Raw genomic sequence first — 26,330 nt, forward strand, 5'->3', positions numbered from 1 at the left:
ACCCGCAAGGCGATTCCCCAATGTCCGAGGCGCCCGTTCCGCCCTCCGCCCGCTCCCGTCGCCGGTTCGACACCATTGCCGACCACCCATGGCGCAGCGCGCTCGCGGTCGCCGCGCTCGGGTTGCTGGTGCTGTTGCTGCTGTGGGACTGGAACTGGCTCGAGGGGCCGGTGGAGCGTGCAGTCGAAGCGCGCACCGGACGCAGCTTCACGATCGGCGGCGATCTCGACGTCGACCTGGGCCGGGTGACCACCATCCGCGCCGACGCGCTCGAGCTCGGCAACGCGGACTGGTCGGAAGATGCGCGCATGGCCGCTGCCGACCGGCTGCAGTTGTCCATCGAGATCCTGCCACTGCTGCGTGGCCAGGTGCGGATCCCCGAGATCCGCCTGCAGCGTCCGCAGGTGCGCCTGGAGATCGGCCCCGACCGCGAGGGCAACTGGAATGCGTTCGCGGGCGACGGCGATGGCGGCAATCCGATCCAGCTGCAGCGGTTGTGGATCGACGACGGCAACCTGCTGTTCCTGGATCCGGAAGGCGAAACCGAAGTCGACGTGCGCGTGGCCAGCCAGGCCCCGGGCGAAGGCGACGCCGCGCCGCCGGTCGCCATCAGCGGCGAAGGACGCTGGCGTGCCGCCGAGTTCGAGCTCGAGGGCACCGCGCAGTCGCCACTGGACCTGCAGGACACCGACAACCCCTACCGTTTCGACCTGCATGCACGCGCCGGGGGCACCCGCGCCCATGCGCGCGGCTCGCTGGTGGATGCATTCCAGTTCGAGAACTTCGGCTTCCAGATGGCGCTGGCGGGCCAGAACCTCGAACACCTGTATCCGCTGCTCGGGCTGGCGATGCCGCCGACGCCTCCCTATTCCGTCGATGGCCAGTTGCGGCGCGAAGGCACCAGCTGGCACTACCGCGACTTCAGCGGCAAGGTCGGCGACAGCGACCTGGGCGGCTCCGTCACGGTGGAGACCGGGGGCGAGCGCAACTTCTTCAAGGCCGACCTCGTGTCGAAGCTGCTCGACCTCGACGATCTCGCCGGCTTTCTTGGTGCCGCACCGGAGTCCGGCGCCAGCGAGACCCCGAGCCCCGAACAGGAAGCGGAAGCCGCCGACGACGGGCGGCTGATTCCCGATACGCCCTACGAGCTCGACAAGCTCAACGCCATGGATGCCGACGTGCGCCTGCGCGCGCAGCGCATCCAGGCCGACCTGCCGCTCGACGACATGGACGCGCACCTCATCCTCGAGAACGGCCTCCTGCGGCTCGATCCGCTGAACCTCGGCGTTGCCGATGGCGACATCCGCTCGACCGTGCGCATGGACGCCCGCGAGGCACCAATCCGCACCACGCTCGATGCCGATGTGCGCGGCCTCAACCTCGGCAGCCTGTTCCCGGATTCCGCGCTCGCCGGCGATGCGGTGGGCCGCATCGGTGGCCATGCCAGGCTGGCCGGCACCGGCAATTCGATCGCGGCGATGCTCGGCAGTTCGGATGGCGAACTGGCGGTGGGCATGGGCAGGGGCGAGGTCAGCGCCCTGCTGGTGGAACTGGCCGGCATCGACATCGCCGAGGCACTGGGATTTCTCTTCACGAACGACCGCAAGATCCCGATCCGCTGCGCATTTGCGGATTTCGCGGTGGCGGATGGCGTGATGTCCGCCAATGCGCTCGCCTTCGACACCACCGATACGCTGATCGTCGGCGAGGGCACCATCGACCTCGATGGCGAGGAACTCGACCTGCTGCTACGCCCGCGTCCGAAGGACCGCAGCCTGCTCAGCCTGCGCTCGCCACTGGTGATCGGCGGCACCTTCTCCGAGCCGAGCTTCCGCCCCGACCTCGCGCGGCTCGGCCTGCGTGGCGCGATCGCCCTGGCACTGGGCTCGATCGCGCCGCCGGCCGCGCTGCTGGCCACGCTGGAACTCGGCCCCGGCGAGGACAGCGACTGCGGTGGCGAGTACGCGCGCTGATCCGCAGGACCGGGATCATCCGTTGGCCCCGCCAAGGCGGGATCCGCGGCGCGTCGCGCCGCCCACGCCATGTCGCCTACGACGCGATGCCGCGCACGCCATAGCGCCCTACGACGCGATGTAGCGCTGCAACTGGTCCAGCTCCACCTGCTGGTCCTCGATGACCGCCTTGACCAGGTCGCCGATCGATACGATGCCGACGATCCGCCCGTCCTCCAGTACCGGCAGATGGCGGAAGCGGCCGTCGGTCATCAGCTGCATGCAGTGCGCAACGGTGTCGTCGGGGCCGATGGTGGTCACGGTGTCGACCATGATGTCGCGCACCCGTGTCTGCTGCGACGTGCGACCGGTCAGCACCACCTTGCGGGCGTAATCGCGTTCGGAAACGATCCCGACCAGGCGATTCTCTCCATCGAGCACCAGCACGGACCCGATCCCGTGTTCGGCCATCAGCCGCAGCGCCTCGATCACCGGTGCGTCCGGACCGACCGCCTGCACCTCAGGGTTCTTCGATTCCAGCACCTGCCGCACGGTACGCATGGCGTTCCACCTCCATCGTCGACACGGACGGGCAGCATACCCCGCGTGCCGGAAGCCAGGTGTCCACGAGATAGAGGGGTCGCTGCTTGGACTCCTCGTACAGCCGGCCAAGGTATTCGCCGATCAGGCCGAGCGCGATCAGCTGCATGCCGCCGAGGAACAGGATCACCGCCATCATCGTCGGCCAGCCGGCCACCGGATCACGCCAGATCAGCGCCTTGATGATGATCCACAGCGCGTACAGGAAGGCCAGCAGCGCCGTGCCCAGCCCGATATAGGTGGCCAGCCGCAGCGGCGCCGTGGAGAAGCTGGTCACCCCTTCCAGCGCGAAGTTCCACAGCCGCCAGAAGTTGAACTTGCTGTGCCCGGCCAGCCGCGCATCGCGCTGGTACGGCACCGCGATGCGGTTGAAACCCACCCAGCCAAACAGGCCCTTCATGAAACGGTGGCGCTCGCGCAGCTGCCGCAATGCCGCCAGCGCCCGTGGCGACAACAGGCGGAAGTCGCCGGTATCGACCGGGATCGGAGTCTTCGACAGCCGCAGCATCACCCGGTAGAAAAGGTGTGCCGATGCACGCTTGAGCCAGGTCTCGCCTTCGCGCTCGGTGCGGGTGCCGTAGACATCGTCATAGCCCTCGCGCCACAGCGCGACGAACCCGGGAATGAGTTCCGGCGGATCCTGGCCATCGGCATCGAGGATCACCGCGGCGCCCTCCTCGACCAGGTCCAGGCCGGCGGTCAACGCGGCTTCCTTGCCGAAGTTGCGCGACAGCCGCACCAGCGCGACGCGTGCATCGGCGGTGGCGAGTTCCTGCAGCACCGGCCAGGTGCGGTCGCGGCTGCCGTCATCGACGTACAGCACGCTGCCATCGATCCCATCGACGCGCAGGGCGTCGAGGACGTCGAGGATCCGCCCGTGCAGCACGGGCAGCGCGTCGGCTTCGTTGAAGGCGGCAACGACGATGGTCAGGCGGTCATGGCTCATGCCGCGCATGCTAGCGGCTGGCACCGGCCGTTGCGCGCCCGGCCGCTGGAGCGTGCCGACGTTCACCGCCGCATATATATGTCAGCGCCCGCGGCTGAACGCCGCTGCGATCGGACGCCACTACTGCAGCTGCCGCAGATGCGCCTCGCCACCGATCTGTCGCATCTGCCGCTGGATCGCCTGCGTGCGCCGCTGCACGTACGGCCCGGGACGCGTCACGCTGTAGCGGCGCGGGCTCGGCAGCACCGCCGCCAGCCGTGCACTCTGCGACCAGTCCAGCGCCGATGCGTCGCGGCGATAGAACCGCTGCGCCGCCGCCTGGGCGCCATAGACGCCATCACCGAACTCGGCGATGTTGACGTACATCTCCAGGATGCGCTGCTTGGGCCACAGCAGTTCGATCAGCACCGTGTACCAGGCTTCCAGCCCCTTGCGCACCCAGCTGCGGCCGCTCCACAGGAACAGGTTGCGCGCGACCTGCTGGCTGATCGTGCTGGCGCCGCGCGTGCGCCCGCCGCGCGCGTTGTGCGCGCGCGCCTTCTCGATGGCATCGAAGTCGAAGCCGCGGTGGCGGGCGAAGTTCTGGTCTTCGGATGCGATCACCGCCAGTGGCAGCGCCGGTGCGATCGCATCCCAGTCGCGCCACTCGTAAGCGATGCGCTCCGGCCCGTTGCCGGTCCAGACGGCAATCTGGCGCGCGGCCATGTACGCGGAGAACGGCGGATCGACCACCCGCAGCACGAGCACCTGCAGCACGCTCAGCACGAGCAGCAGCAGTGGCAGCTTCCACAACCAGCGCCAGAGGCTGCGTCGCTTCCGGGGGCGATCGTGTGTCCCGCTGACCCTGTTCCGCCGTGCTTGCATGCCGCTCCCGTTGCCCCCAGATCGGGGGTCTGCTGCCGCCGTGATGTCGACCGCGGCATTATCCGGCACATCGCGCCCTACGGACCTTCCATGACCCTGCCCGCCGACACCGATCGCCTCGACCGTTTCCTGCTTCCCCATGCCGGTGTGCGCGGCGTGCGCGTGCATCTCCATGAGACCTGGCAGCGGATCGCCGCCAGCGAGGCCTACCCCGCCGCGGTGGGCGGCACGCTGGGCGAAGCGGTTGCGGCCTGCGCACTGTTCACCGCGCATGCGAAGGTGGACGGCAGGCTGTCGGTCCAGCTGCGTGGGGAGGGCCCGATGCGCGCGCTGTTCGCCGAGTGCACGGCGCAGGGCACCCTGCGCGGCCTTGCCCACTTCGACCCGGCCGCGGCACAGGCCGCCGGCCCCGATCTGCGCCGGCTGGCCGGCGACGATGCGGTCATGGCGATCACCATCGAGAACCCCGGTCCCGGGCGCGACCCCACCCGTTACCAGGGACTGGTCGGGATGGCCGCTGCGGGCCTCGCCGAAGCATTCGAGACCTATTTCCGGCAATCCGAGCAGTTGCCCACCCGCCTGCTGCTGACCACGACCGACCACAGCTGTGCCGGACTCATGTTGCAGAAACTGCCCGGCGACAGTGGCGACGATGACGGCTGGAACCGCGCCAATGCGCTGTTCGACACCCTGCGCGAGGACGAACTGCAGGCATGGACCAGCGAGCAGTTGTTGCGCCGCCTGTTTGCCGAAGAGGAGGCCCAGCCGCTTGGGGGCCGGGCGCTGGCATTCGGCTGTTCCTGCTCGCGCGAGCGCGTGGAGGGCGTGCTGATGTCGCTCGGCCATGAAGAGGCGATGGCCGCAACCGCGCAACATGGCCACGCCGAAGTGCGCTGCGAGTTCTGCGGCCAGAGCTATATGTTCGATCCCGCCGAGGTTGACGCGCTGTTCACCGATGCGCCGGTTCCAATGGCGGCACCCGACCGCCTGCAATAGGCGGCCGGCTGCGGCGCCGGGGATTGTTAAATAAACATAAACGAAATACAGTCGGATCCCGATACCGGGAACTACCGGCTCTTGCCAGAGTCGATCTGATCATGCTGCTGCGCCTCGCTCCGCTTGCACTTTCCGCCCTGCTCGCCCTTGGCGTGGCAGCGGATGTGCACGCGCAGAGCCGCAAGGCCGCCTCGGAACAGCAGGCCGTCCTGCCGATCTGGAACAACACCAGCGGCCGCCTTGAAGCCCTGCTGGTGCTCGAGCCCACCGAAGAAGGTGGTGCACAGGCCGGTGCACGCTGGCGCTTCGGCGGTAATCGCCTCGACGCCGCCTTCGGTCTCGATACCGGCGATTCGCTGGGCCTGCTCTGCGACTACCGCGGTGCGATGACGCATGCATTGGGCACGCTGGCCAACAACTGTGCGCTGGCGTCGCTCGATCTCGACGGCGACGCCGATGACGCCCGTCGCGGCGTTGCCAGTGCGGCGCTCAGCCGTGGTGGCAGCCGGATCGGTGTAAGCGTCGGCGAGACCCGCGGTCACCTGCCTGCCTGGCTGACGTCCGGCCGCGCCGGTGCCGGCAGCAGCGACTTCGATTCCAACGACCTCACGGTCTTCGCGCAGAAGAACATCAGCGACCAGGGATATGTGTCGATCGCCGGCACCGTCGCCAAGGCGCGCCTGATTCCCTATGCGCAGGCGCCGCTTGACCTCGCCGACCGCTGGGACAGCAAGTCGCTGACCGTGGGCGGTGGCTACGGCCGCTTCGGTGCCAGCATCATCGGCCAGGTGATCGACAGCCCCGGCCAACCCCGCTGGGAGGGCCTCGGTGTCGGCCTGACCTGGCGCACGCCATGGAGCGGCCAGCTCACGGTCGGTGCCGACAACATCGTCACCCGCGGCCGCAATCCGTTCGCCCTGCGCGGCGAGAACGGCGAGGACGAGGGCACCGTGCCCTACGTCCGCTACGAGCAGGATCTCTGACGCTCGCCGGGATCGCGTCCCGCGGGTCGTTTTGCCCACTTTCGCAGACCCATGATCACCTGCCGCGTCGGCAGGCCATCGTATTCGTCCGTTCCGCACCCACGCACGTCCAGAGCTGACGGCTACGCCGTAATGCCGTCGCTGTGCGGGGGACCTGACGGCTCGGGATCGGATGATGCGCTCTGCTGTCCAATCGGAGCCAAGGGCTGCGGCCGGGTTGCCTCTTCCGTGGACGGGTTCCGGGCCTGGGCGGTTTCTGCCCGCGGCACCCTCCTCGACACGCCTATCACGGCGAGGTTACGCAATCCACCCCATTTGTTAACGACACTTTAATTTCTCTCCAAGGGGGTCTAGTATCGGGCCCGGCCTTGCCGGATTTGGCGTCTCGGTTGACACCACTGGCGGGTTCCCATGGGAATTACCCAAGACTCACTTGGAGAGAGAAGAGATGACCCTTAAGACCACCAAGCTCCGCGACGCGATTTCCTTCGCGCTCGTGTCCGGTGCGACCGTCCTCGCCGGTACCGGCGTCGCGTTCGCGCAGGACAGCTCGGAACAGCAGGCCACGACCCTCGATCGCATCGAGGTCACCGGCTCGCGCATTCGCCAGGTCGACATCGAGACCGCCCAGCCGGTCACGATGATCAGCCGCGACGAGATCCAGGCCGGCGGCTTCAACAGCGTTGCCGACATCCTGCAGAACATCCCGTCCGCGGGCTCGCCGACGTTCAGCCGCACCTCGCCGCTGACCGCCAACGCGGAAGCCGGTGGCCAGTACATCGACCTGCGCAACCTGGGCGCCCAGCGCACCCTGGTCCTGGTCAACGGCAAGCGCCTGGGCATCAGCCCGGACGGCTTCCAGGACGTGTCGACGATCCCGGCCTCGATGGTCGAGCGCATCGACGTCCTGAAGGACGGCGCCTCGTCGATCTACGGTTCCGACGCCATGGCCGGCGTCATCAACATCATCACCCGCACCAACTTCGAAGGCGCGGAAGTCAACGCCTACTTCGGCCAGTACGGCCAGGGCGACGGCCAGAAGCAGAGCTACGACTTCGTGGTCGGCATGGCCGGCGACCGCGGCTCGGTCACCATCGGTGCCGAGTACCACAACGAGGACGGCGTCTGGGCGCGCGACCGCTGGTTCTCGCGCGACAGCTACCCCGGCTACCCGCAGTACAGCCAGACCGTCGTTGGCCAGTGGGGCAACTACAACCGCAATGCCAATCGCTTCCTGCGTAACGCTGCCGGCGAGCTGCTGCTCGACGCCCGCGGCATGCCGCGCCGTGCGGCGGCCGCGTGGAACGCCCCCAACCGTGGCAGCGACGCGATCGGTGCCGGTGACTTCCATCCGCAGCTGAACCCCGAAGACACCAGCCGCGCATCCGACCAGATGCACGTCCTGACCCCGATCGAGCGTCGCTCGCTGTTCGCCAACGTCAACTACGACGTGACCGACAACGTGCGCTTCGTCAGCGACCTCAGCTACACCAAGCGCGAGTCGAATCGCCAAATTGCCGGCTACCCGACCCAGTCGCAGGCGGCCGCTGTGAGCGCGCCGATGGCCGGGGCGGTGTACCGCACCGATCCCGTGACGGGCCAGCGTGTGTTTGTCAGCAATGGCAGCTATTTCAATCCCAACGGCAACGCCGACCTGTTCGATCCTGCGGTTGCCGGCATTCTTGATCCGGACACGGGCCTGCCGCTCTCGCAGACCAACAACGTCGACTGGCGTCGTCGTGGCTGGGAAGTCCCGCGCACCACCGACACCACCCAGACCACCTGGCGCTGGACCGCCGCCCTGCAGGGCTCGTTCGACATCGGTGAGCGTTACTTCGACTGGGACGTCGGGTACATGTTCAACGAGAACGACCTGCAGATCATCAACAACGGCAACCTCTACATCCCGAACATCCGCCGCGCGGTGGGTCCGTCGTTCGTGAACGACCAGGGCCAGATCGTCTGCGGCACCCCGGGTGCCGTGATCGCCGGCTGCGTGCCGTGGAACCCCTTCGCGGGCTTCGGTACCGGTGCGGTGGCGAACTCGCTCGAGGATCCGGCTGTGCAGGCGTACCTGTACAAGCAGGAACACGCGCTGGGCCGCACCGAGACCAACAACTACTTCGCCAACCTGGCGGGTTCGATCGCCACCCTGCCGGCCGGTGACCTCGGCTTCGCGGTGGGTGTCGAGCACCGCAAGGAAGAGGGCGGCTTCACCCCGGACGCCATCGCGCAGTCGGGTGACTCCACCAACCTCGCCTCGGGTCCGACCTATGGTTCGTACTCGCTGGACGAAGTCTATGCCGAGCTCAACATCCCGCTGCTGGCCGACGTGGCGGGCGCGAAGGAGCTGTCGCTCAGCATCGCCAGCCGTTATTCGGACTTCGACACCTTCGGCGACACCACGAACAACAAGTTCGGCCTGAAGTGGCGTCCGATGGACGACCTGCTGGTCCGCGCGACCTGGGCCGAGGGCTTCCGCGCCCCGACCATCGGCGACCTGTACGGCGGCACCTCCGACACCTTCACCACCGGTTTCCGCGATCCCTGCGACACCGTGTATGGCGTGGTGGCCGGTTCGGCGCGCTGCCTGCAGGACGTCCCGGTCGGCTACCGCCAGCTGCAGCAGGGCTTCGTGCCCACGACCGCTGCTGGCCAGCAGACCCCGGTCCCGTTCACCTCGGGCGCCAACCCGCTGACGCAGCCGGAGTTCTCGGAGTCGAAGACCGTTGGTTTCGTGTACAGCCCCAGCGCCGTCGAGGGTCTGTCGGTCGGTCTTGACTGGTGGAACATCCGCATCGACAACACCATCGTGTCGGATACCCCGAACGAGATCATGGAAGACTGCTACGTCGCCCTGATCGAGGCCCGTTGCGCCCTGTTCTCGCGCAGCGCAGCCCTGGGCTACATCGTCGACAACCTGCAGTACGGCGTGCGCAACTCGGGCTATGCCGAAACCGAAGGTTACGACCTCGACGTCAACTACGCCCTGACCACGGACTACGGCCGCTTCAGCGCGCGCTGGGCCACGACCTACGTCAGCATGTACGAGACCAAGTCGACGAACGATCCGGACGAGGTCCCGAGCCAGGCGAACGGCTTCGGCGGCACCTTCCGCGTGCGTTCCAACCTCAACCTGAGCTGGAACTACAACGACTTCGGCGTGACCTGGGGCATGCGTTACAACTCGGGCAGCAAGGAAGAGTGCGCCGGCCTCGGTGCCGACGGCCTCGACCGCTGCTCGCTGCCGGACTACCAGGCTCCGGACACCCTGGGCGCGGTCGTCCCGCACACGGAAGTCGGTTCGGTCACGTTCAACGACCTGCAGTTCAGCTGGAATGCGCCGTGGAACGCGCGTATCGCTGTCGGCGCGAACAACGTGCTCGACAAGGATCCGCCGATCTACTACAGCCGGCCGAGCTCGGGCTTCGCGTTCTACGGTGGCCATGACATCGGTCGCTTCATCTACATGCGCTACACCCAGAAGTTCTGATCCACGGGACTTCACCGGTAACACGTTGCACGCTACAGCCCCGAAAGGGGCTGTAGTTTTTTGTGGCAACGCGAGGGCCGGGTACTAAGGGACGCATGCCGCATAATGTCCAGCGCGCGCGCCGCCGCCGGCACGCACACCGCGTGTCACGCCGATACATCCACAGGACCCACTCTTCCATGGACCCAACCGTCCTCAAGCAGGGGGCGATCGCCGCCCTCCAGCAGCAGCAATGGGAGCAGGCGCATACGCAGGCCGCCCGCCTCGTCGCGCAGGGATCGGAAGATCCCGAAGTCCATTTCATCAGCGGCGTCGCCCAACTCGAACTGGGACTTGCCATCGAGGCGCAGGAGGCGTTTGCGCGCGCGATCACGCACGCGCCTGCACGTCCCGATCTCCACCTGTATCTTGCGCGCGCCTTCGCCGCGTCGCAGCGCTACGACGCAGCACTCGACGCCGCCAGCGCCGCCGAGCGCCTCCTGGCCGCCGGGGACGCTCGGGGCTTTGACACGCTGGGCGTGATCCTCGTGCAGTGCCATGCCTATGCACGCGCCGTCACCGCCTTCCGCCACGCAGTCCACCTGGCCCCCGGCGATGCGGGCCTTCGCTTCAACCTGGGCACCGCGCTGACGTTCCTCGGCGACATCGACGGCGCGGAGCGCGAACTGGAAGCCTGCATCGCGCGCGATCCGAGCCATTGGCGTGCGCATCACTCGCTGTCCCAGCTTCGTCGGCAGACCCGCGAGTCCAATCACATCGAACGTCTGGTGACGCTTGCCGACGGTGCCGCCGGCAGGGTCACCGCCACCACCTTCCTCAACATGGCGCTGGCCAAGGAACTCGAGGACATCGGCGAGCACGACGCGGCCTTCGATCGCATGGTCGCGGGCAAGGGCGCCCCGCGGACGCTGCTCGGGTATTCCCGTGCACGGCAGGCCGAGCTGTTCAACGCGCTGGCGTCCGGCTTCCCCGCACCCTGGCCCGAGCGCGGCACGGAGGGCAGCGAAGCCACCGACCCGGTGTTCATCGTCGGCATGCCACGCACGGGCACGACGCTGGTCGACCGGATCGTCTCCAGCCACCCCCTGGTGCAATCGGCCGGGGAACTCCACAACTTCCCGTCCGCGTGGAAGCGTGCGATGGGCGGCCCCGGCTTCGAGATGTTCAATCCGGGGCACATCCGCCGCGCCAGCGTGACGGGGGTCGATTGGAGACGCCTTGGCGACGACTACGTCGCCAGCACCCGCGCGTTCACTGGCTCACGGCCGTACTTCACCGACAAGCTGCCGCACAACTTCCTCTACCTCGGCTACATCGCCTGCGCGCTGCCGCAGGCGCCGCTGGTGTGCGTGCGCAGGCATCCGCTGGACACCTGCCTGAGCAACTTCCGCCAGCTGTTCGCACCGGAATCGCCCTACTTCGACTATTCGTACGACCTGCTCGACATCGGCCACTACTACATCCTGTTCGACCGGCTGATGGCGCACTGGAAGGCCGTGTTCCCCGGCCGTATCCACGAAGTGCGCTACGAGACCCTGGTGACGGCGCAGGAAGCCAGCAGCCGCGCGCTCATCGCGCACTGCGGGCTGGAATGGGACGACGCCTGCCTGGCGTTCGAGAAGAATGCCGCGCCGGTCACCACGGCCAGCGCGGTGCAGGTCAGGTCCGGCATGTACACCAGCGCACTGGCGCGCTGGAAGCGCTACGAGGCGCAGCTCGCCCCGCTCAGGTCGATGCTCGAAGAGGCCGGCATCGACTGCGACTGATGGAGGCTCCCGGCGGCCCTCGCGGTCGCCGGGAGCCGGTGCCTCAGGCCATGGCGCCGAGGCTGGCGCGCAGCGGCGACTCCGCGGGAACGCCGAGCTCGTCGAGGTAGGCGGCCACTTCGACGGCCTCCGCCTGCCAGCCAGGCTCGTCCACGCGCAGCAGTTCGCGCATGGTGCCGTCCTCGATGTCGAGGCCATCGCGGCGGATCGCCTCGAACGTCGGCAGGTGGCCGATGCGCGACTCCGTTGCCGCGGCCTCCCCGCTGACGCGCCCGATGATCCACTCCAGCACGCGCAGGTTGTCGCCGAAGCCGGGCCACATGAAGCGGCCATCGGCATCCTTGCGGAACCAGTTGACGTGGAAGACCTTCGGCAGCTTCGCCCCGGGACGGTCGAAGGACAGCCAGTGCGCGAAATAGTCGGCGAAGCCGTAGCCGCAGAAGGGCTTCATCGCCATCGGATCGCGGCGCATCACGCCCACGGCGCCGGTGGCGGCCGCGGTGGTTTCCGACCCCATCGCCGCGCCGACGAGCACGCCGTGCGCCCAGTCGCGCGCCTCGAACACCAGCGGCACCAGGTTCGAGCGGCGGCCTCCGAACACGATCGCGCTGATCGGCACGCCCTGCGGATCCTCGGCATGCGCCGAGAAGGTCGGGCACTGCTTGGCGCTCACGGTGAAGCGCGAGTTCGGGTGGGCGGCGGGGCCGCGGGCGGGATCGAAGTCGCGCCCCTGCCAGTCCTTCGCCGGCACGCGCTTGTCCAGGCCTTCCCACCAGGGCTGGCCGTCGTCGGTGGTGGCGACGTTGGTGAAGATGGTGTCGCGCCCGATGGTGTGCAGCGCGTTGGGGTTGGACTTTTCGGAGGTGCCCGGAGCGACGCCGAAGAACCCGGCCTCCGGGTTGATCGCCCACAGCCGGCCGTCCTCGCCGGGGTGCATCCAGCAGATGTCGTCGCCGACCGTCCACACCTTCCAGCCCTGCTCGCGGTAGGACTCCGGCGGGATCAGCATGGCCAGGTTGGTCTTGCCGCAGGCACTCGGGAACGCGGCCGCGACGTAGTGCGTCTCGCCCTGCGGGTTCTCGATGCCGACGATCAACATGTGCTCGGCCAGCCAGCCTTCCTGGCGCGCCTGCCACGAGGCCAGCCGCAGCGCATGGCACTTCTTGCCCAGCAGCGCGTTGCCGCCGTAGCCGGAGCCGTACGACTTGATCACCAGCTCCTCGGGGAAATGCATGATGAAACGGCGGTTCGGGTCAAGCTCGCCCAGCGAGTGCAGGCCGCGCACGAAGGTATTCGCGCCCTCGCCGGCGCCGCTGCCTTCACGCTCGATGCGGCGCAGCGCGTCCGCGCCCATGCGGGTCATGATGCGCATGTTGGCCACCACGTACGGCGAGTCGGTGATCTCCACGCCGCAACGCGCCAGCGGCGAGTCGATCGGGCCCATGCAGTACGGGATCACGTACATCGTGCGCCCCTGCATGCAGCCATCGAACAGCGCGTCGATCTTCGTGTTCGCTTCGGCCGGGTCCATCCAGTGGTTGTTCGGACCGGCATCGTCGCGCTCGCGCGTGCACACGAAGGTCAGGTGCTCGACGCGGGCGACGTCGTCAGGATCGGAGCGGTGCAGCCAGCAGTTGGGATGCGTGTCCGGGTTCAGCGCGATCAGCGTGCCATCGGCTTCCATGGACGCGAGCAGGGCACGGTTCTCCGCATCGCTGCCGTCACACCAGTGGATGCGGTCCGGCCGGGTCAGGCGGGCGACATCGTCGACCCAGGCCCGCAGCGCCGCAAGCGACGTCCCGGATTCGGTGTTGGAAGGGGGAAGGGGTCGGGCGGCGTTCAAAATGCGTGCTCCTGGCGCCACGCGCCATGTCAGTCCAGCAGGACATTTTAGGGGACATGGCGCGGTGGATCTGCTGCACCTGCGTCATGAAACGGAAACCCGCCGAAACAGGCGGGTTTTCCCGCGGTTTTCAGCGTGGCGGAATCAGCGTCGCCATCACGTGTGCGATGTAGGCATCGAACTGCTCGTGGTCGAGCCGAGACTGCGGCAGCTGGATCGACAGCTGCAGGAACCCGACATATGCCGTGTAGGCGAGGCGTGCGCGATGACGCGCATCGTCGACTCCGAAGCCGACCTCGCGATAGGAACGTGCTAGGTGCTCGAGCCGGCGCTCCGACACGCGGCCGATCACCGGCTTCACGATCGGATGGTCGAGCGCCTGCAGCAACGCGCTGTAGACGACGTGCAGCTTGATCTCGTGGGCGACCATCTCGATCAGCGCGCGCAGGCGGTCGCGCGGGTCGGAGATCTTTTCCAGCTCGCCGAACACCGCTTCCTGCTCGACGCTTTCCCAGCGCTCGAGCGCGGCCTGCAGCAGCGCATCGCGCGACGGGAAATGCCAGTAGAAGCTGCCCTTGGTGACGCCCAGGCGCCGCGCAAGCGATTCGACCGCCACCGCGGCCACGCCCTGCTCGGCGATCAGGTCGAGGGCGGCCTGTGCCCAGTCATCGGCGCTCAGGCGTCCGGGGCGCTCCGCGGTGCGCGGCGTATCGGCGGACTTCGCCGCGTTCGGAGTTTTCATGGGCGGGGAGTTTACCGTACGGATGCAGCCGCATGCGTATCGTTGCGGGCGATGCGGGGCGGGATTGACTTCGCACGCCGCAGCACCATACTAAAGCGTATGGTGATGTCGGGACTTCCGACCCCCTTCCTTCAAGCCTGCCCCGGAGCCTTCCATGAGCGTCGTCGTTCCGTTTCTCGCCCTGCTGCTGACGGGCATGTTCGCGGCCTACCACCGCATGCGCCTGCCGGTGTGGGTGGCGATGGCCGCCACCGCGCTGATCGCCTGCTGGCTGCTGGGCGCCAGTGCGACCGCCACCATCGTCGCGTTCGTGCTGCTCGGCCTGATCGCCATTCCGCTGCTGATCGCGCCGCTGCGCAAGGCGCTGGTCACCACGCCGCTGCTGTCGTTCTTCCGCAAGGTGCTGCCGCCACTGTCGCAGACCGAGCGCATCGCGCTGGAAACCGGCTCGGTCGGCTTCGAGGGTGAGCTGTTCACCGGTGATCCCGACTGGCAGATGCTGCTGGATTACCCGAAGCCGCAGCTCACCGCGGAAGAGCAGGCATTCCTGGATGGCCCGGTCGAGGAACTGTGCCGGATGGTGAACGACTGGGAGATCACCCACATCCACGCCGACCTGCAGCCGGAGTTGTGGGACTACATCAAGAAGAACCGCTTCTTCGGCATGATCATTCCGAAGGAATACGGCGGTCTCGGCTTCAGCGCACTGGCGCACCACAAGGTGATCCAGAAGCTGTCGTCGATCTCCAGCGTGGTGAGCTCCACCGTCGGCGTGCCGAACTCGCTGGGTCCGGGTGAGCTGCTGGTGCATTACGGCACCCCGGAGCAGAAGGAACAGTACCTGCCGCGCCTGGCCGATGGCCGCGAAGTGCCCTGCTTCGGATTGACCGGCCCGTTCGCGGGCTCGGATGCGACCTCGATCCCCGACTACGGCATCGTCTGCAAGGGCGAGTGGAATGGTGCGCAGGTGCTGGGCGTGCGCCTGACCTTCGACAAGCGCTACATCACGCTGGCGCCGGTGGCGACGCTGATCGGTCTGGCGTTTCGCATGTACGACCCCGACGCGCTGCTGGGCGACGTCGAGGACATCGGCATCACCTTGGCGCTGCTGCCGCGCGAGACGCCCGGCGTCGAGATCGGCCGCCGACACTTCCCGTTGAACTCGCCGTTCCAGAACGGGCCGATCCGCGGAACCGACGTCTTCATCCCGCTCAGCCAGCTGGTCGGCGGCGCCGACATGGCCGGCAAGGGCTGGAACATGCTCAACGAGTGTCTGGCGATCGGCCGCTCGATCACCCTGCCCTCCACCGCCAGCGGCGGTGCCAAGGCCGGTGCGGTGGTGACCGGCGCCTATGCGCGCATCCGCAAGCAGTTCGGCCTGTCGATCGGCCGCTTCGAGGGCGTGGAGGAAGCGCTGGCACGCATCGGCGGCAAGGCCTACGCGATCAGCGCGCTGTCGCAGGCGACCGCCGCGGCGGTCGACCGTGGCGACGTGCCTTCGGTGCCGTCGGCGATCGCCAAGTACCACTGCACCTCGATGGGCCGCGAGGTCATCAGCGACGTCATGGACGTGCTGGGCGGCAAGGGCATCATCCTCGGTCCGCGCAACTTCGCCGGCCGTTCCTGGCAGGCCGCGCCGATCGGGGTGACCGTGGAAGGCGCCAACATCATGACCCGCAGCCTGCTGATCTTCGGCCAGGGTGCGATCCTCTGCCATCCGTGGGTGATGAAGGAAATGCAGGCGGCGCAGAACCCCGACCACCGCCAGGGGCTCGAGGATTTCGACCGCAACCTGTTCGGGCATATCCGCTACGGCATCTCCAACGCGGTGCGCTCGCTGTGGTTCGGCATCACCGGGGCGAAGTTCGGCGCGGTCCCGGGTGACGACTACACCCGCCGCTACTTCCGCAAGCTCGACCGCTATTCGGCCAACCTGGCACTGATGGCGGACGTGTCGATGCTCACGCTGGGCGGCAAGCTGAAGTTCAAGGAATCGCTGTCGGGTCGCCTGGGCGATGTGCTCAGCCACATCTACATGACCAGCGCCATCCTCAAGCGCTACCACGACGACGGCGCGCCGGAAGGCGACAAGCCGCTGCTGGCGTGGGCGTTCCATGACAGCGTGCATCAGATCGAAACCGCACTGTCGGCGGCGCTGCGCAACTTCCCGATCCGGCCGATCGGCTGGCTGATGTGGGCGCTGATCTTCCCGCTCGGCCGTCGTGCGGAAGCGCCTGGCGATCGCCTGGGCCATCGCGTGGCCTCGCTGCTGATGAATGTCAACGAAGCCCGCGAGCGTCTTGCCCAGGGCGTGTTCCTGACCCCGTGCGAGAACAACCCCGGTGGCCGCATCGCCAGCTACCTGGCCAAGGCCGTGGCGGCCGAGCCGGTGGAGCGCAAGTTCCTCAAGGCGCTAAAGGGCAAGGGCATCCAGGCGCTGGACTACGATGCGCAACTCGACGAGGCGTTGCGCGAAGGCGTGCTGACCGCCGACGAGCGCAACCTGCTGGCGGAACTGCGCGCGATCACGCTCGATGCGATCACCGTGGACGACTTCGACGTACACGAATTGCGCGCGGCCACCCACTACGATCGCGACGAGCCGGGCTCGCAGCCTGCCCGCGCGGTGGCCTGAGGGCTGACCTGCGTCTTGACCGCACAACGTCCGGCTCCATGCCGGGCGTTGTCTTTTCAGGGTCCGATGGCCGATCCAGTGCGTGACGCGATCGCATGCGGACTCCTGTGATGCCGATGACGTGAGCACACACTTCCTGCTGTTTCTCTGCGCGCTGCACAGCGCGGCCCTCGGCGTATTCCATCTGTGCTTCTGGCGGCTGTTCGACTGGAAACGTGCGCTGGCGACGCTGGACCGCCCCAACCGCGCGATCGTGCAGATCCTCAACCTGCGACTGACGTTCGTGTTCTTCGCGGTCGCCGCCCTGTGCCTGCTCTACCCGGAGGCGCTGGCCACCACCCCGCTGGGCCGCGCGTTGCTGGTGGTGATGGTGCTGTTCTGGGTCGGCCGCACGATCGAGCAGTTCGTGTTCCTGCGCGGCCTGCGACACCCGGCCGTGCACGTGCTGACGGCGGTGTTCGTGCTCGGTGCGGTGCTGTTCGCGCTGCCGCTGTGGCTGGTGACGCCGGCGGCCTGAGCCGACGTCGATCAGGGCCGCGCCGGCTGCGCGATGGCGGCATCGCCCGGCGAGTTCTCCGGCAGGCCACGTTGCTCGCGCACCACCCGCCACGCGCCGAACGCCATGCCGGCGGCGACCACCACGCCGGTTGCGAACACCACGCTGGAACCGAAGCCGGCAAGGAACTTGTGCAGCCACACGAAGCTGAAATCACCGGTGCGATAGACCGCCGTGTCGATCACCGATTTGGCCTTGTAGCGGGCCTCGCGGTCCATGCGGGTGTACAGCGTCTCGCGCGCCGGCTTGGCCAGCGAGAACTCGCTGGCGCGCGTGGTCACCTGCACCACCGCGACCAGCAGCGGCAGCGGCGAGGCCGACAGCAGGGCGAAACCGGCCAGGATCGCCAGTGCCGGCAGCAACAGCAGCGGCGCCACGCCGTAGCGGCGCAGCAGCCAGCGCGTCAGCAGCAGCTGGATCACGATGGTCAACCCGTTCACAGCCCAGTCCAGCGTCGAGTAATAACGGGTGGCGGCTTCGGCGCTGGGATAGAACTCGCGCACGATCGCCGCCTGCTCGTTGTAGAGCAGCGTGCCGACGCCGACGCCGAAGAACATCAGCAGCGCCAGGGCGCGCAGCAGCGGATCCTGCGCCACCAGCCGCAGGCCGGCCCAGATCGAGCCGCCGATCGCGCGTTCGCCGCTGGCCTCGCGGTGCGCGCGCTCGCGGGCGACCGCCCACGGCCGCAGCTGCACGATGCACAGCAGGCAGACCGACAGCAGCGCCATCGACACCAGCAGCAGGTTGGCCACGCCCACCTGCTCCACCAGCAGCCGGGTGATCGCGGGGCCGGACAGCGCGCCGATGGTGCCGCCGGCGCCGATGTAGCCGTACACCTGCTTGGCGTGTTCGTTGTCGAACACGTCGGCCATGAAACTCCAGAACACCGTCACCGCGAACAGGTTGAACACCGCGATGAAGACGAAGAACACCGCGCCGCGCCCCGGAATGCCGGCATGGAACGCCCACCAGAACCCGCCCAGGCAGGCGATAAAACCAAGATAGACCACCGGCAGGAACACGCGGCGCGGAAACCGTGCCACCAACGCGCCGTACACGGGCTGCAGCAGCAGCATCGCCACGAAGGTGCCGGTGAACAGCAGTTGCAGGGTGTAGTCGCCCAGCGCGAAGCCGGCACGCTCGCCGGCCGCCAGCAGCCATTGCGGAAACACCGCGGACGCGTCGGCCGATGCGCCCATCGCATCACGCACCGGGCGCAGCACGTAATAGCCGCACAGCAGGCAGAAGAAGTAGAGCAACGCCCACCACAGCGCCGGGGAGGCGGCCAGGGCATTGCGGAAACGCGCGGAACGCGATGTCGGAACGGAACGAGGCATCGCCGGCTGCGCAGGGAAAACGTCGGCGGAATGATCGGCGCTGGCGCCCGGGAGGGCAATCACTGCCCGGGTGCGGGGCGGCAGGCCGTGCGGATCGGTCTCCGCGGAAGCCTGTGGACCGCGCGCGAACGGATTGCCAGCGGCGGCGCCCGCGCCTAGACTTCAGCGCACGCGGGTGTAGTTCAATGGTAGAACTTCAGCTTCCCAAGCTGATAGCGTGGGTTCGATTCCCATCACCCGCTCCACTTTCCCCGGCGTCGAGATCTTCTCCGCCTTCCGCCCTCACCCGCCCCTCCGGGGCACCCTCTCCCGCACACGGGAGAGGGACAGCGACGGCGGTGCACTGCGGGAACCCTCTCACGTGCGCGAAGAGGAACGACGGCTGTGCACCTCTGGAGACTCTCTCCTGCGCGCGCCAGAGGAGCGACGGCTGTGCACTTCTCGAGCCCCTCTCCCGCGTGCGGGAGAGGGGTTGGGGTGAGGGCAACGCGACTCCAGGTCAGAACGCGCGGTTGAGGCTCACGAACACCGTCGAGTTGCCGCTGTCGGCGTGCGACAGCGTGGTGCTGAGGCCGAAGTTCGCCTCCATGCCGTACAGGCCGGCGCGCGCGCCCAGGGTGACGGTGGCATAGCTGTCGTCGTAGCGCAGGCCCGGCACCGCGAATTCGCTGGTGGCCGGCAGCGACAGCACGCGCGCGAACGCCTCTTCCGGCGCGTCCTCAAACTCGCGGTCCCAGGTGGCGCGGGCGTACGGACGCAACATGCCTTCGGTGAAGGCGACCTGCCAGCCGACGCTGCCGACCATCGAGTCGAAGCTCTGGTCGGGATAGCCCAGCGCGGTGGAACGCGAGGGGTCACTTTCGTCGAAGCCGTCCACATCGATCCGCTGCGACACCAGTCCGACCACCGGGCCATGGCGCAGGTTGCCGGCGGCGAAGTTCCAGCCCGCATGCACGGCGGCGGTGAGGTTCTCGCCGTCGGCGGAGCCTTCGTGCCAGCGCACGGCCTGGCCCAGCTGCACGCGACGATGGGTATCGATGTCGATGCTCGACCAGCTCAGCTGGCCGTTGACCCAGGCGCCGTTGTCGCCGTACCAGCCGGCGAAGCCGCCGATGGTGGCGTCGCGGTGGCGGAAGTCGCCGCGGCGCAGGCCCCAGTCCTGCTTCGTCACGCCGTAGCCGCCGAACACGCCGAACACGGTGTTGCCGCGGGTCCAGTCGAAGCCGACCGTGAGCGCCGGTGCGAAGCCGTCGTAGTGGTCGCCGTCGCCATAGCGCTGGTAGTCGCCGCGCAGGTCGAACCACACCCCGCTGCCCTCGGCGCCCGGCGTGCCGTCGACGTGCCAGGCCACGCGCTCGGCGCGCGCACGCCCGACCACCGCGGCCGACTGCGGCAGCACCGCGATCTGCGCCGGCGCTTCCAGCACCGAGATGGCGAAGTCCGCCAGCGCGCGGTGCCCACCGGTGGTCGGGTGGACGCCATCGGCGAACAGATAGGCACTGGCCGCGTCCGCGGCCACCAGCGTGCCCGGGTTGCAGGTGATCGACTGCGCGACCGTACAGGCCGGCGCGGTCACGTTGCGGAAGCCGAATTCACCGGGGTTCGCGATCACTTCCTGCAGGAAGCCGAAGGTGTTGAGCGGGATCACCCGCAGGCCGGCACTGTTGATGCCGCTGTAGAGCGCGCCGTTGTAGGCGGTGGCGAGCGCGGTCAGCTGGCCCTGTGCCACCGCGCCCTGCGCCCGCGCGGCCGGGGTCTGCCCCATGTCGGGCAGCGTCGGCACCATGATGTAGCGCGCCCCGGCGGCCTGCAGCGTGCCGACCAGGCCGACCTGCGCGGTGACCGCGCCGCCCAGTGTGGCTTCCGCGGGAGCACCTGCGGCAATCGCGAACACATCGTTGGCGCCGGTCCACAGGGTGTAGAGCGCATCGGGATCGGCACGCCCACCGGCGAGGTGGCGCTGCACCTGGGTGGCCGTGGACGGCGTCGGGCCCAGAGCGCCGACCGTATCCACCGCCACGCGCGCACCGCTCACCGCGTAGTTGTCACCGGTCTGGCCATTGCCGTTGGCCGCGCCATTGGTGCCGTAATGCTCGGCCAGGTGCTGCGCCCAGACGAAGCCCGGGTTGGTGGTCGACTGCCCGACCAGGCCGCCGGAGGGGCCGATCGACTGGATCAGTACCGGCCGGTAATAACCGGCATCGCTGAGGCTGTCGCCGAAGAACACGGTGCGCGAGAACTGGCCCTGCTGGGCCACGGCAGGCAGGGCGGCCGCGGCCAGCGCGGCGGCAAGAACGGTACGGGCAAGCGGACGCATGCATCCTCCGGAACAGGTGGGGTCGCCGGCAGCGTACGCCGGCGGACGGTGGCGCATGTTCCATGCGGGCCCGGCACGACACAAGCCGCACTGCGTCATGCGGATGCAGGGCCGCGGCGAAAGGGCGACAATGCCGGCATGCATATCATCCTCAATGGTGAGCGCCTGGACCTCGACGCGGCGCAGAGCATTGCCGAGCTGCTGGTGGCGCGCGGCCTTGCCGGGCGTCGGGTCGCCGTGGAGGTGAACGGCGAGATCGTGCCGCGCGGGCGCCACAACGGACACACGCTTGCAGATGGCGACCGCGTCGAGATCGTGCACGCGCTGGGCGGAGGCTGAGTTCCCGGCGCGGCCGACATGTCGGCACTGCTGACGCGGGATGGAAAGGCTTCAGGCCGATCACATCCATCTGCGCGATAATCCCGCGATGACCTCACTCCTCCCCTCCGAAGACAGGCTTGTCATCGCCGGCAAGGCCTACCGCTCGCGCCTGCTCACCGGCACCGGCAAGTTCGCCGACCTCGACCAGACCCGCGCCGCCACCGAGGCCGCCGGGGCCGAGATCGTGACCGTGGCGATCCGCCGCACGAATATCGGGCAGAACCCGGACGAGCCGAACCTGCTCGACGTGCTGCCGCCGGACCGCTACACCCTGCTGCCCAACACCGCCGGCTGCTACAGCGCCGAGGAAGCCGTGCGCACCTGCAGGCTGGCGCGCGAGCTGCTCGACGGCCACAACCTCACCAAGCTCGAGGTGCTGGGCGACCGCAGGACCCTGTTTCCCGACGTGGTGCAGACGCTCAGGGCCGCCGAACAGCTGGTCGCCGACGGCTTCGAGGTCATGGTCTACACCAGTGACGACCCGATCCTCGCCAAGCGCCTCGAGGAGATCGGCTGCGTGGCGGTAATGCCACTCGCCGCACCGATCGGCTCCGGGCTCGGCATCCAGAACCGCTACAACCTGCTCGAGATCGTCGAGAACGCGAAGGTGCCGATCATCGTCGACGCCGGCGTCGGTACCGCCTCGGACGCGGCGATTGCGATGGAGCTCGGCTGTGACGGCGTGCTGATGAACACCGCGATTGCCGGCGCAAAGGATCCGGTACGCATGGCGCGGGCGATGAGGCTTGCCGTGCAGGCGGGCCGCGACGCGTTCCTCGCCGGGCGCATCCCGCGCAAGCGTTATGCCAGTGCCTCGTCGCCGGTCGATGGACTGATCGGTTGATGGACCAGCAGGACGGCAACGGTGCCGGTGACGCCGGCAACGAGCGGCTGGCGAAAAAGCCCTTCACGCTGACGCCGGGCCACCGCGCGGTACGCAGCTTCGTGCTGCGCCAGGGCCGCTTCACCGAGGCACAGCAGCGTGCGTTCGATGCATTGTGGCCGCGCTTCGGCCTCGACTACGCACCTGCCGACCGTGGCGGCCAGCCGCGGGACTTCGACGCGGTGTTTGGCCGCAGTGCGCGTCGCGTGCTGGAGATCGGCTTCGGCAACGGCGAGGCATTGCGCTTCGCGGCACGCCAGGACCCGACCCGCGACTACATCGGCATCGAAGTGCATGCCCCCGGCGTCGGCCGGCTGCTCAACGCACTCGGTGACGACGGCAGCGACCACGTGCGCCTCTACCACCACGACGCGGTGGAAGTGCTGGAGCACGAGATCGCCGACGCATCGCTCGACGAAGTCCGCATCTACTTCCCCGATCCCTGGCACAAGAAGCGCCACAACAAGCGCCGCCTGGTGCAGCCGCAATTCGCCGCGCTGCTGGTGCGCAAGCTTGCGCCGGATGGTCGCTTGCACCTTGCGACCGATTGGCAGGACTATGCCGAGCAGATGTGGGACGTGCTCGATGCCACCGCCGGACTGCGCAACCGCGCCGGCACGCGCGGGCACGTACCGCGTCCCGACTGGCGCCCGCAGACGCATTTCGAGACCCGTGGCCAACGACTCGGGCACGGGGTCTGGGACCTGCTCTACGACCGTTGCTGAGGTTCTGACTCCACCCGGGCATGGACACCGCACTCTCGCTCACCACCGACATGAAGATCGTCCTCGGCCTGGTGAGCCTGACGATGGTCCTGTTCGTGTTCCAGCGGGTACGTGCCGACCTCGTCGCGCTGGTGATCCTGGTGCTGCTCGGGCTGACCGGGCAGGTCGCGCCGGAGGACGTGTTCAACGGCTTCTCGTCGAACGCGGTGATCAGCATCATCGCCACGATGATCCTGGGCATGGGGCTGGAGCGCACCGGTGCGCTCAACCGCCTCGCCGGGTGGCTGCTGCGGCGTGCGCATGGCGTCGAGCGCCGGCTGCTGCTGCTGACCTCGGCGGTTGCCGGCGTCAATTCGTCGTTCATGCAGAACCCGTCGGTGATGGCGCTGTACCTGCCGGTGCTGTCGCGGCTGTCGTCGCGCACCGGCCTGCCGCTGTCGCGGATGCTGATGCCGGTGGGCGCGGCGATCGTGATGGGCGGCTCGCTGACGATGGTCGGCAACTCGCCGCTGATCCTGCTCAACGACCTGCTGGTGGCCGCCAATGCCAACCTGCCGTCGGGCGTGGCGACGCTGGTGCCGCTGAACATGTTCGCGCCGCTGCCGATCGGCCTGGCACTGCTTGCGCTGGGGCTGGGCTACTTCCACTTCTTCGGCGAGAAGCTGCTGCGCGAAGGGCCCGACACCAGCGTGACGCCGGGCCGCACGCAGAGCTACTTCGCCCGGACCTACGGCATCGAAGGCGACGTGTTCGAACTGACCGTCACCGCCGACAGCCCGCTGGTGGGCATGACCTTCGGCGAGGCCGAGGCACTGCACAACGCGCCGGTGATGCTGGCCCTCAAGGCCGATGGCGAAGCCAGGCTCGCCCCCGCCGCCGACAGCCGCATCTGGGTGGGCAGCGTGATCGGGGTGATGGGCCCGCGCCAGCACGTGGCCGATTTCGCCCAGAACCAGTTCCTGCGCATGAGCGCCCGGCTGCGCAACTTCGGTGACCTGTTCAACCCGGCGCGCGCCGGCATCTCCGAAGCGGTGGTGCCGCCCACGTCGAGCTACATCGGCAAGACCGCCAACGAACTGCAGCTGCGCCGCCAGCTCGGCCTGCGCCTGCTGGCGGTCAACCGCGACAAGGAGGTCATCACCGACGACGTGCGCAACCTGACCCTGCGCGCCGGCGACATGCTGGTGCTGCACAGCTTCTGGCATGCACTGGCCGACAACGCCAAGGGCCGCGACTTCGTGGTCGTCACCGACTACCCCAAGGGGGAGCAGCGCCCGCACAAGTTCAAGATCGCGATGGCGATCTTCGCGGTGACGATGCTGATCGCGCTGTCGTCGCGCATCCCCACCTCGATCGCGCTGATGACCGGCGTGGCCGGCATGCTGGTCTGCGGCGTGCTGAAGATGGACGAGGCTTACAGCGCGATCAACTGGAAGACCGTGTTCCTGATGGCCTGCCTGATCCCGCTGGGCTGGGCGATGGACTCCAGCGGCGCCGCGGCCTGGGTGGCCGGAAACACCATCGACCAGTTGCCGACCGGGCTGCCGGTTTGGGTGCTGGAGATCGCGGTCGCGCTGCTGACCACCGCGTTCTCGCTGGTGATCAGCCATGTCGGCGCGACGATTGTCGTGGTGCCGCTGGCGATCAACCTGGCGCTCGCGGCGGGCGCCGACCCGACTGCGTTCGCGCTGATCGTGGCGCTGTCGGCCTCCAACAACTTCATGACCCAGTCCAACCCGGTCATCTCGATGATGACCGGCCCGGCGGGCTACACCGCCGGCGACCTGTGGCGCGCGGGCCTGCCGCTGTCGATGGCCTATTCGATGGTCATCGTGCTGATGGTCAACCTGTTCTTCTGACCGCCGCCCGACGGCTCAGGCCAGGACGACCTCGCCGTCGCGCACCTCCACCGGCACCGCCCGCAGGCTCTGGCCACGGCACGGTCCGGCCACGCACATGCCGGCAGCCGTTTCGAAGCTCGCGCCGTGGGCCGCGCAGATCAGCAGGCCATCCTTCGACTTCAGGAACTGGCCGGGCGCCCAGTCCAGCCGCCGCCCTGCATGCGGGCAGATGTTGAGCCAGGCGCGCACGTCGTCGCCATCGCGATGCACGATCAGCGATTCCGCCACGCCGTCGACGACTGCCTCGACATCGGCGAAGCCCGCATCGGGGATGGCGGACAGGGCGATCAACGACATGTGCGAACTCCGTTTTAACGAACTGCTTACTTCCAGGAACCTGTGGCGTCGGATACTGTCCAACACACAGTCTTCACATTGTCACACGACCGATGTTCTCCAGCACCCTGCATACCCTCCGCCTGCGCATGCATTCGTCGATGTTCGACGCGCTGTTCGCGCCCCGCAAACCGCGGCACCCGTTGCTGCGCATCGGCATCGGCCTCGTGGGCCTTGCCCTGTTGGCGGTACTGCTGGTGTTCGGCGTGGTGATCGGCGCCGGCATGCTGGCTGTGGGCCTGGTGTCGCGCGCATTGCGCCAGCGCGCCCGCCCGGTGGCGCCGGCCGACGTGCTCGATGCCGAGTTCCGCATCGTCGACAAGCCGCTGCTGCGCTGAGGGACTTCACATGGACGACGTGATCCAGGCGCCGGCGGCGCCGCGCGTCAACGTGCGTGGCGGTGGGCGTTTCCCGGTGCGCCGCATCTACTGCGTCGGTCGTAACTTCGCCGACCATGCGCGCGAGATGGGCGCCGCGGTGCCGGCATCACGCGAAGCACGTGGCCGCCCGGTGTTCTTCATGAAGCCGGCCGATGCGGTGGTGACCGGCACCGAAGTGCCCTACCCGTGCGCGACCTCGGACCTGCACCACGAGGTCGAGCTGGTGGTGGCCATCGGCCGCGATGCCCCGCACGGCGTTCTCGCCCTCGAAGACGCCCCGGGACTGGTGTTCGGCTATGGCGTCGGTCTCGACCTGACGCGCCGTGACCTGCAGGCAGAGGCGAAGTCGAAAGGCCTGCCGTGGGATATTGCCAAGGGCTTCGATCATTCGGCGCCGATCGGCGAACTGGTGCCAGTGGCTGCAGTCGGTGGCGAGGCACTGGCGGCGCTCGAACTGTCGCTCACGGTCAATGGCGAGGTGCGCCAGCGCGCGCCGCTGTCGCAGCTCATCTGGAGCGTCGACGAGATCCTCCACGAACTTTCGCAGCTGTATCGCCTGCGCGCCGGCGACCTGGTGTTCATGGGCACGCCGGCCGGGGTGGCCGCGCTGTCGCCAGGCGACCACTGCGTGGCCACGCTCGGCGATGTCGCGGGCATGGAGTGCCGGATCACGCCTGCGCAAGTATAGTCGCGC

At 68.2% G+C, this 26,330-nt stretch carries 21 protein-coding genes and 1 tRNA gene; 14 read left to right on the plus strand and 8 right to left on the minus strand.

Going from position 1 to position 26,330, the window contains the following annotated elements:
* Nucleotides 1–20: 20 nt before the first annotated feature.
* Entirely contained in the window at nt 21–1,973 is a 1,953-nt protein-coding gene (locus LDO11_RS13205; RefSeq protein ID WP_232141949.1) for an AsmA family protein, read from the plus strand.
* Nucleotides 1,974–2,081: 108 nt separating this feature from the next.
* Here LDO11_RS13205 and LDO11_RS13210 read toward each other — a convergent pair whose 3' ends face one another.
* From LDO11_RS13210 to mtgA, 3 genes are all read right to left on the minus strand, one after another.
* Nucleotides 2,082–2,513: a CBS domain-containing protein gene (locus tag LDO11_RS13210; protein WP_232141950.1), complete on the minus strand. Its 432-nt coding sequence runs from the start codon at nt 2,511–2,513 to the stop codon at nt 2,082–2,084.
* A complete protein-coding gene (locus tag LDO11_RS13215) occupies nt 2,473–3,498 on the minus strand; it encodes a glycosyltransferase family 2 protein (protein WP_232141951.1) in 1,026 nt (341 codons plus the stop codon). The genes LDO11_RS13210 and LDO11_RS13215 overlap by 41 nt, the downstream gene beginning before the upstream one ends.
* A gap of 120 nt (nt 3,499–3,618) precedes the next feature.
* Nucleotides 3,619–4,362, minus strand: coding sequence for a monofunctional biosynthetic peptidoglycan transglycosylase (gene mtgA, locus LDO11_RS13220; RefSeq protein WP_232141952.1), 744 nt, complete (start codon nt 4,360–4,362; stop codon nt 3,619–3,621).
* Between the two features lie 90 nt (nt 4,363–4,452).
* On the opposite strand from mtgA, the gene hslO reads away from it, so the two are divergent.
* From hslO to LDO11_RS13240, 4 genes are all read left to right on the plus strand, one after another.
* A complete protein-coding gene (hslO, locus tag LDO11_RS13225) occupies nt 4,453–5,358 on the plus strand; it encodes an Hsp33 family molecular chaperone HslO (RefSeq protein WP_232141953.1) in 906 nt (301 codons plus the stop codon).
* Between the two features lie 95 nt (nt 5,359–5,453).
* Complete coding sequence (locus LDO11_RS13230) at nt 5,454–6,341, plus strand: XOO1806 family protein (protein ID WP_232142020.1); 888 nt, start codon at nt 5,454–5,456, stop codon at nt 6,339–6,341.
* 448 nt (nt 6,342–6,789) lie between these two features.
* Nucleotides 6,790–9,834, plus strand: a complete 3,045-nt coding sequence (locus LDO11_RS13235; protein ID WP_232141954.1) for a TonB-dependent receptor plug domain-containing protein — start codon at nt 6,790–6,792, stop codon at nt 9,832–9,834.
* Between the two features lie 179 nt (nt 9,835–10,013).
* Nucleotides 10,014–11,600, plus strand: a complete 1,587-nt coding sequence (locus LDO11_RS13240; protein WP_232141955.1) for a tetratricopeptide repeat-containing sulfotransferase family protein — start codon at nt 10,014–10,016, stop codon at nt 11,598–11,600.
* A gap of 43 nt (nt 11,601–11,643) precedes the next feature.
* Here the strand turns inward: LDO11_RS13240 and LDO11_RS13245 are convergent, their stop codons facing one another.
* A complete protein-coding gene (locus LDO11_RS13245; protein WP_232141956.1) occupies nt 11,644–13,443 on the minus strand; it encodes a phosphoenolpyruvate carboxykinase (GTP) in 1,800 nt (599 codons plus the stop codon).
* A 130-nt stretch (nt 13,444–13,573) separates the two neighbouring features.
* Nucleotides 13,574–14,185 carry a TetR/AcrR family transcriptional regulator gene (locus tag LDO11_RS13250; protein ID WP_129135256.1) on the minus strand — a complete coding sequence of 204 codons (612 nt, stop codon included), beginning with the start codon at nt 14,183–14,185 and terminating at the stop codon, nt 13,574–13,576.
* A 154-nt stretch (nt 14,186–14,339) separates the two neighbouring features.
* On the opposite strand from LDO11_RS13250, the gene LDO11_RS13255 reads away from it, so the two are divergent.
* Nucleotides 14,340–16,820 (plus strand): acyl-CoA dehydrogenase, encoded by a 2,481-nt coding sequence (locus LDO11_RS13255; RefSeq protein WP_232141957.1) that lies wholly within the window; start codon nt 14,340–14,342, stop codon nt 16,818–16,820.
* A gap of 121 nt (nt 16,821–16,941) precedes the next feature.
* Nucleotides 16,942–17,337, plus strand: a complete 396-nt coding sequence (locus LDO11_RS13260) for a hypothetical protein (RefSeq protein ID WP_232141958.1) — start codon at nt 16,942–16,944, stop codon at nt 17,335–17,337.
* An 11-nt stretch (nt 17,338–17,348) separates the two neighbouring features.
* Here LDO11_RS13260 and LDO11_RS13265 read toward each other — a convergent pair whose 3' ends face one another.
* Entirely contained in the window at nt 17,349–18,713 is a 1,365-nt protein-coding gene (locus LDO11_RS13265) for an NTP/NDP exchange transporter (protein WP_232141959.1), read from the minus strand.
* Between the two features lie 171 nt (nt 18,714–18,884).
* Between LDO11_RS13265 and LDO11_RS13270 the strand changes: the two genes are divergently transcribed.
* Nucleotides 18,885–18,958, plus strand: a tRNA-Gly gene (locus LDO11_RS13270).
* 254 nt (nt 18,959–19,212) lie between these two features.
* Here LDO11_RS13270 and LDO11_RS13275 read toward each other — a convergent pair.
* On the minus strand, nt 19,213–21,030 hold the full coding sequence (locus tag LDO11_RS13275; RefSeq protein WP_232141960.1) for an autotransporter domain-containing protein: 1,818 nt from the start codon (nt 21,028–21,030) through the stop codon (nt 19,213–19,215).
* Nucleotides 21,031–21,168: 138 nt separating this feature from the next.
* On the opposite strand from LDO11_RS13275, the gene thiS reads away from it, so the two are divergent.
* The 4 genes from thiS (at nt 21,169) to LDO11_RS13295 (ending at nt 24,878) form a co-directional block, all read left to right on the plus strand.
* Nucleotides 21,169–21,369: a sulfur carrier protein ThiS gene (gene thiS, locus LDO11_RS13280; protein ID WP_232141961.1), complete on the plus strand. Its 201-nt coding sequence runs from the start codon at nt 21,169–21,171 to the stop codon at nt 21,367–21,369.
* 88 nt (nt 21,370–21,457) lie between these two features.
* Entirely contained in the window at nt 21,458–22,255 is a 798-nt protein-coding gene (locus tag LDO11_RS13285; RefSeq protein WP_232141962.1) for a thiazole synthase, read from the plus strand.
* The gene (gene trmB, locus LDO11_RS13290; protein WP_232141963.1) at nt 22,255–23,019 is read left to right on the plus strand and encodes a tRNA (guanosine(46)-N7)-methyltransferase TrmB; all 765 of its coding nucleotides are present in this window, start codon (nt 22,255–22,257) and stop codon (nt 23,017–23,019) included. The genes LDO11_RS13285 and trmB overlap by 1 nt, the downstream gene beginning before the upstream one ends.
* Before the next feature lie 20 nt (nt 23,020–23,039).
* Entirely contained in the window at nt 23,040–24,878 is a 1,839-nt protein-coding gene (locus tag LDO11_RS13295; protein ID WP_232141964.1) for an SLC13 family permease, read from the plus strand.
* A 15-nt stretch (nt 24,879–24,893) separates the two neighbouring features.
* On the opposite strand, the gene LDO11_RS13300 is transcribed toward LDO11_RS13295, so the two are convergent.
* Complete coding sequence (locus LDO11_RS13300; RefSeq protein ID WP_232141965.1) at nt 24,894–25,217, minus strand: Rieske (2Fe-2S) protein; 324 nt, start codon at nt 25,215–25,217, stop codon at nt 24,894–24,896.
* Nucleotides 25,218–25,309: 92 nt separating this feature from the next.
* On the opposite strand from LDO11_RS13300, the gene LDO11_RS13305 reads away from it, so the two are divergent.
* Nucleotides 25,310–25,594, plus strand: coding sequence for a hypothetical protein (locus LDO11_RS13305; RefSeq protein ID WP_232141966.1), 285 nt, complete (start codon nt 25,310–25,312; stop codon nt 25,592–25,594).
* A 10-nt stretch (nt 25,595–25,604) separates the two neighbouring features.
* A complete protein-coding gene (locus LDO11_RS13310; protein WP_232141967.1) occupies nt 25,605–26,324 on the plus strand; it encodes a fumarylacetoacetate hydrolase family protein in 720 nt (239 codons plus the stop codon).
* Nucleotides 26,325–26,330: the final 6 nt, after the last annotated feature.

The sequence above is a fragment of the Alterluteimonas muca genome, assembly GCF_021191595.1.
In the GTDB taxonomy this organism is placed as follows: domain Bacteria; phylum Pseudomonadota; class Gammaproteobacteria; order Xanthomonadales; family Xanthomonadaceae; genus Luteimonas; species Luteimonas muca.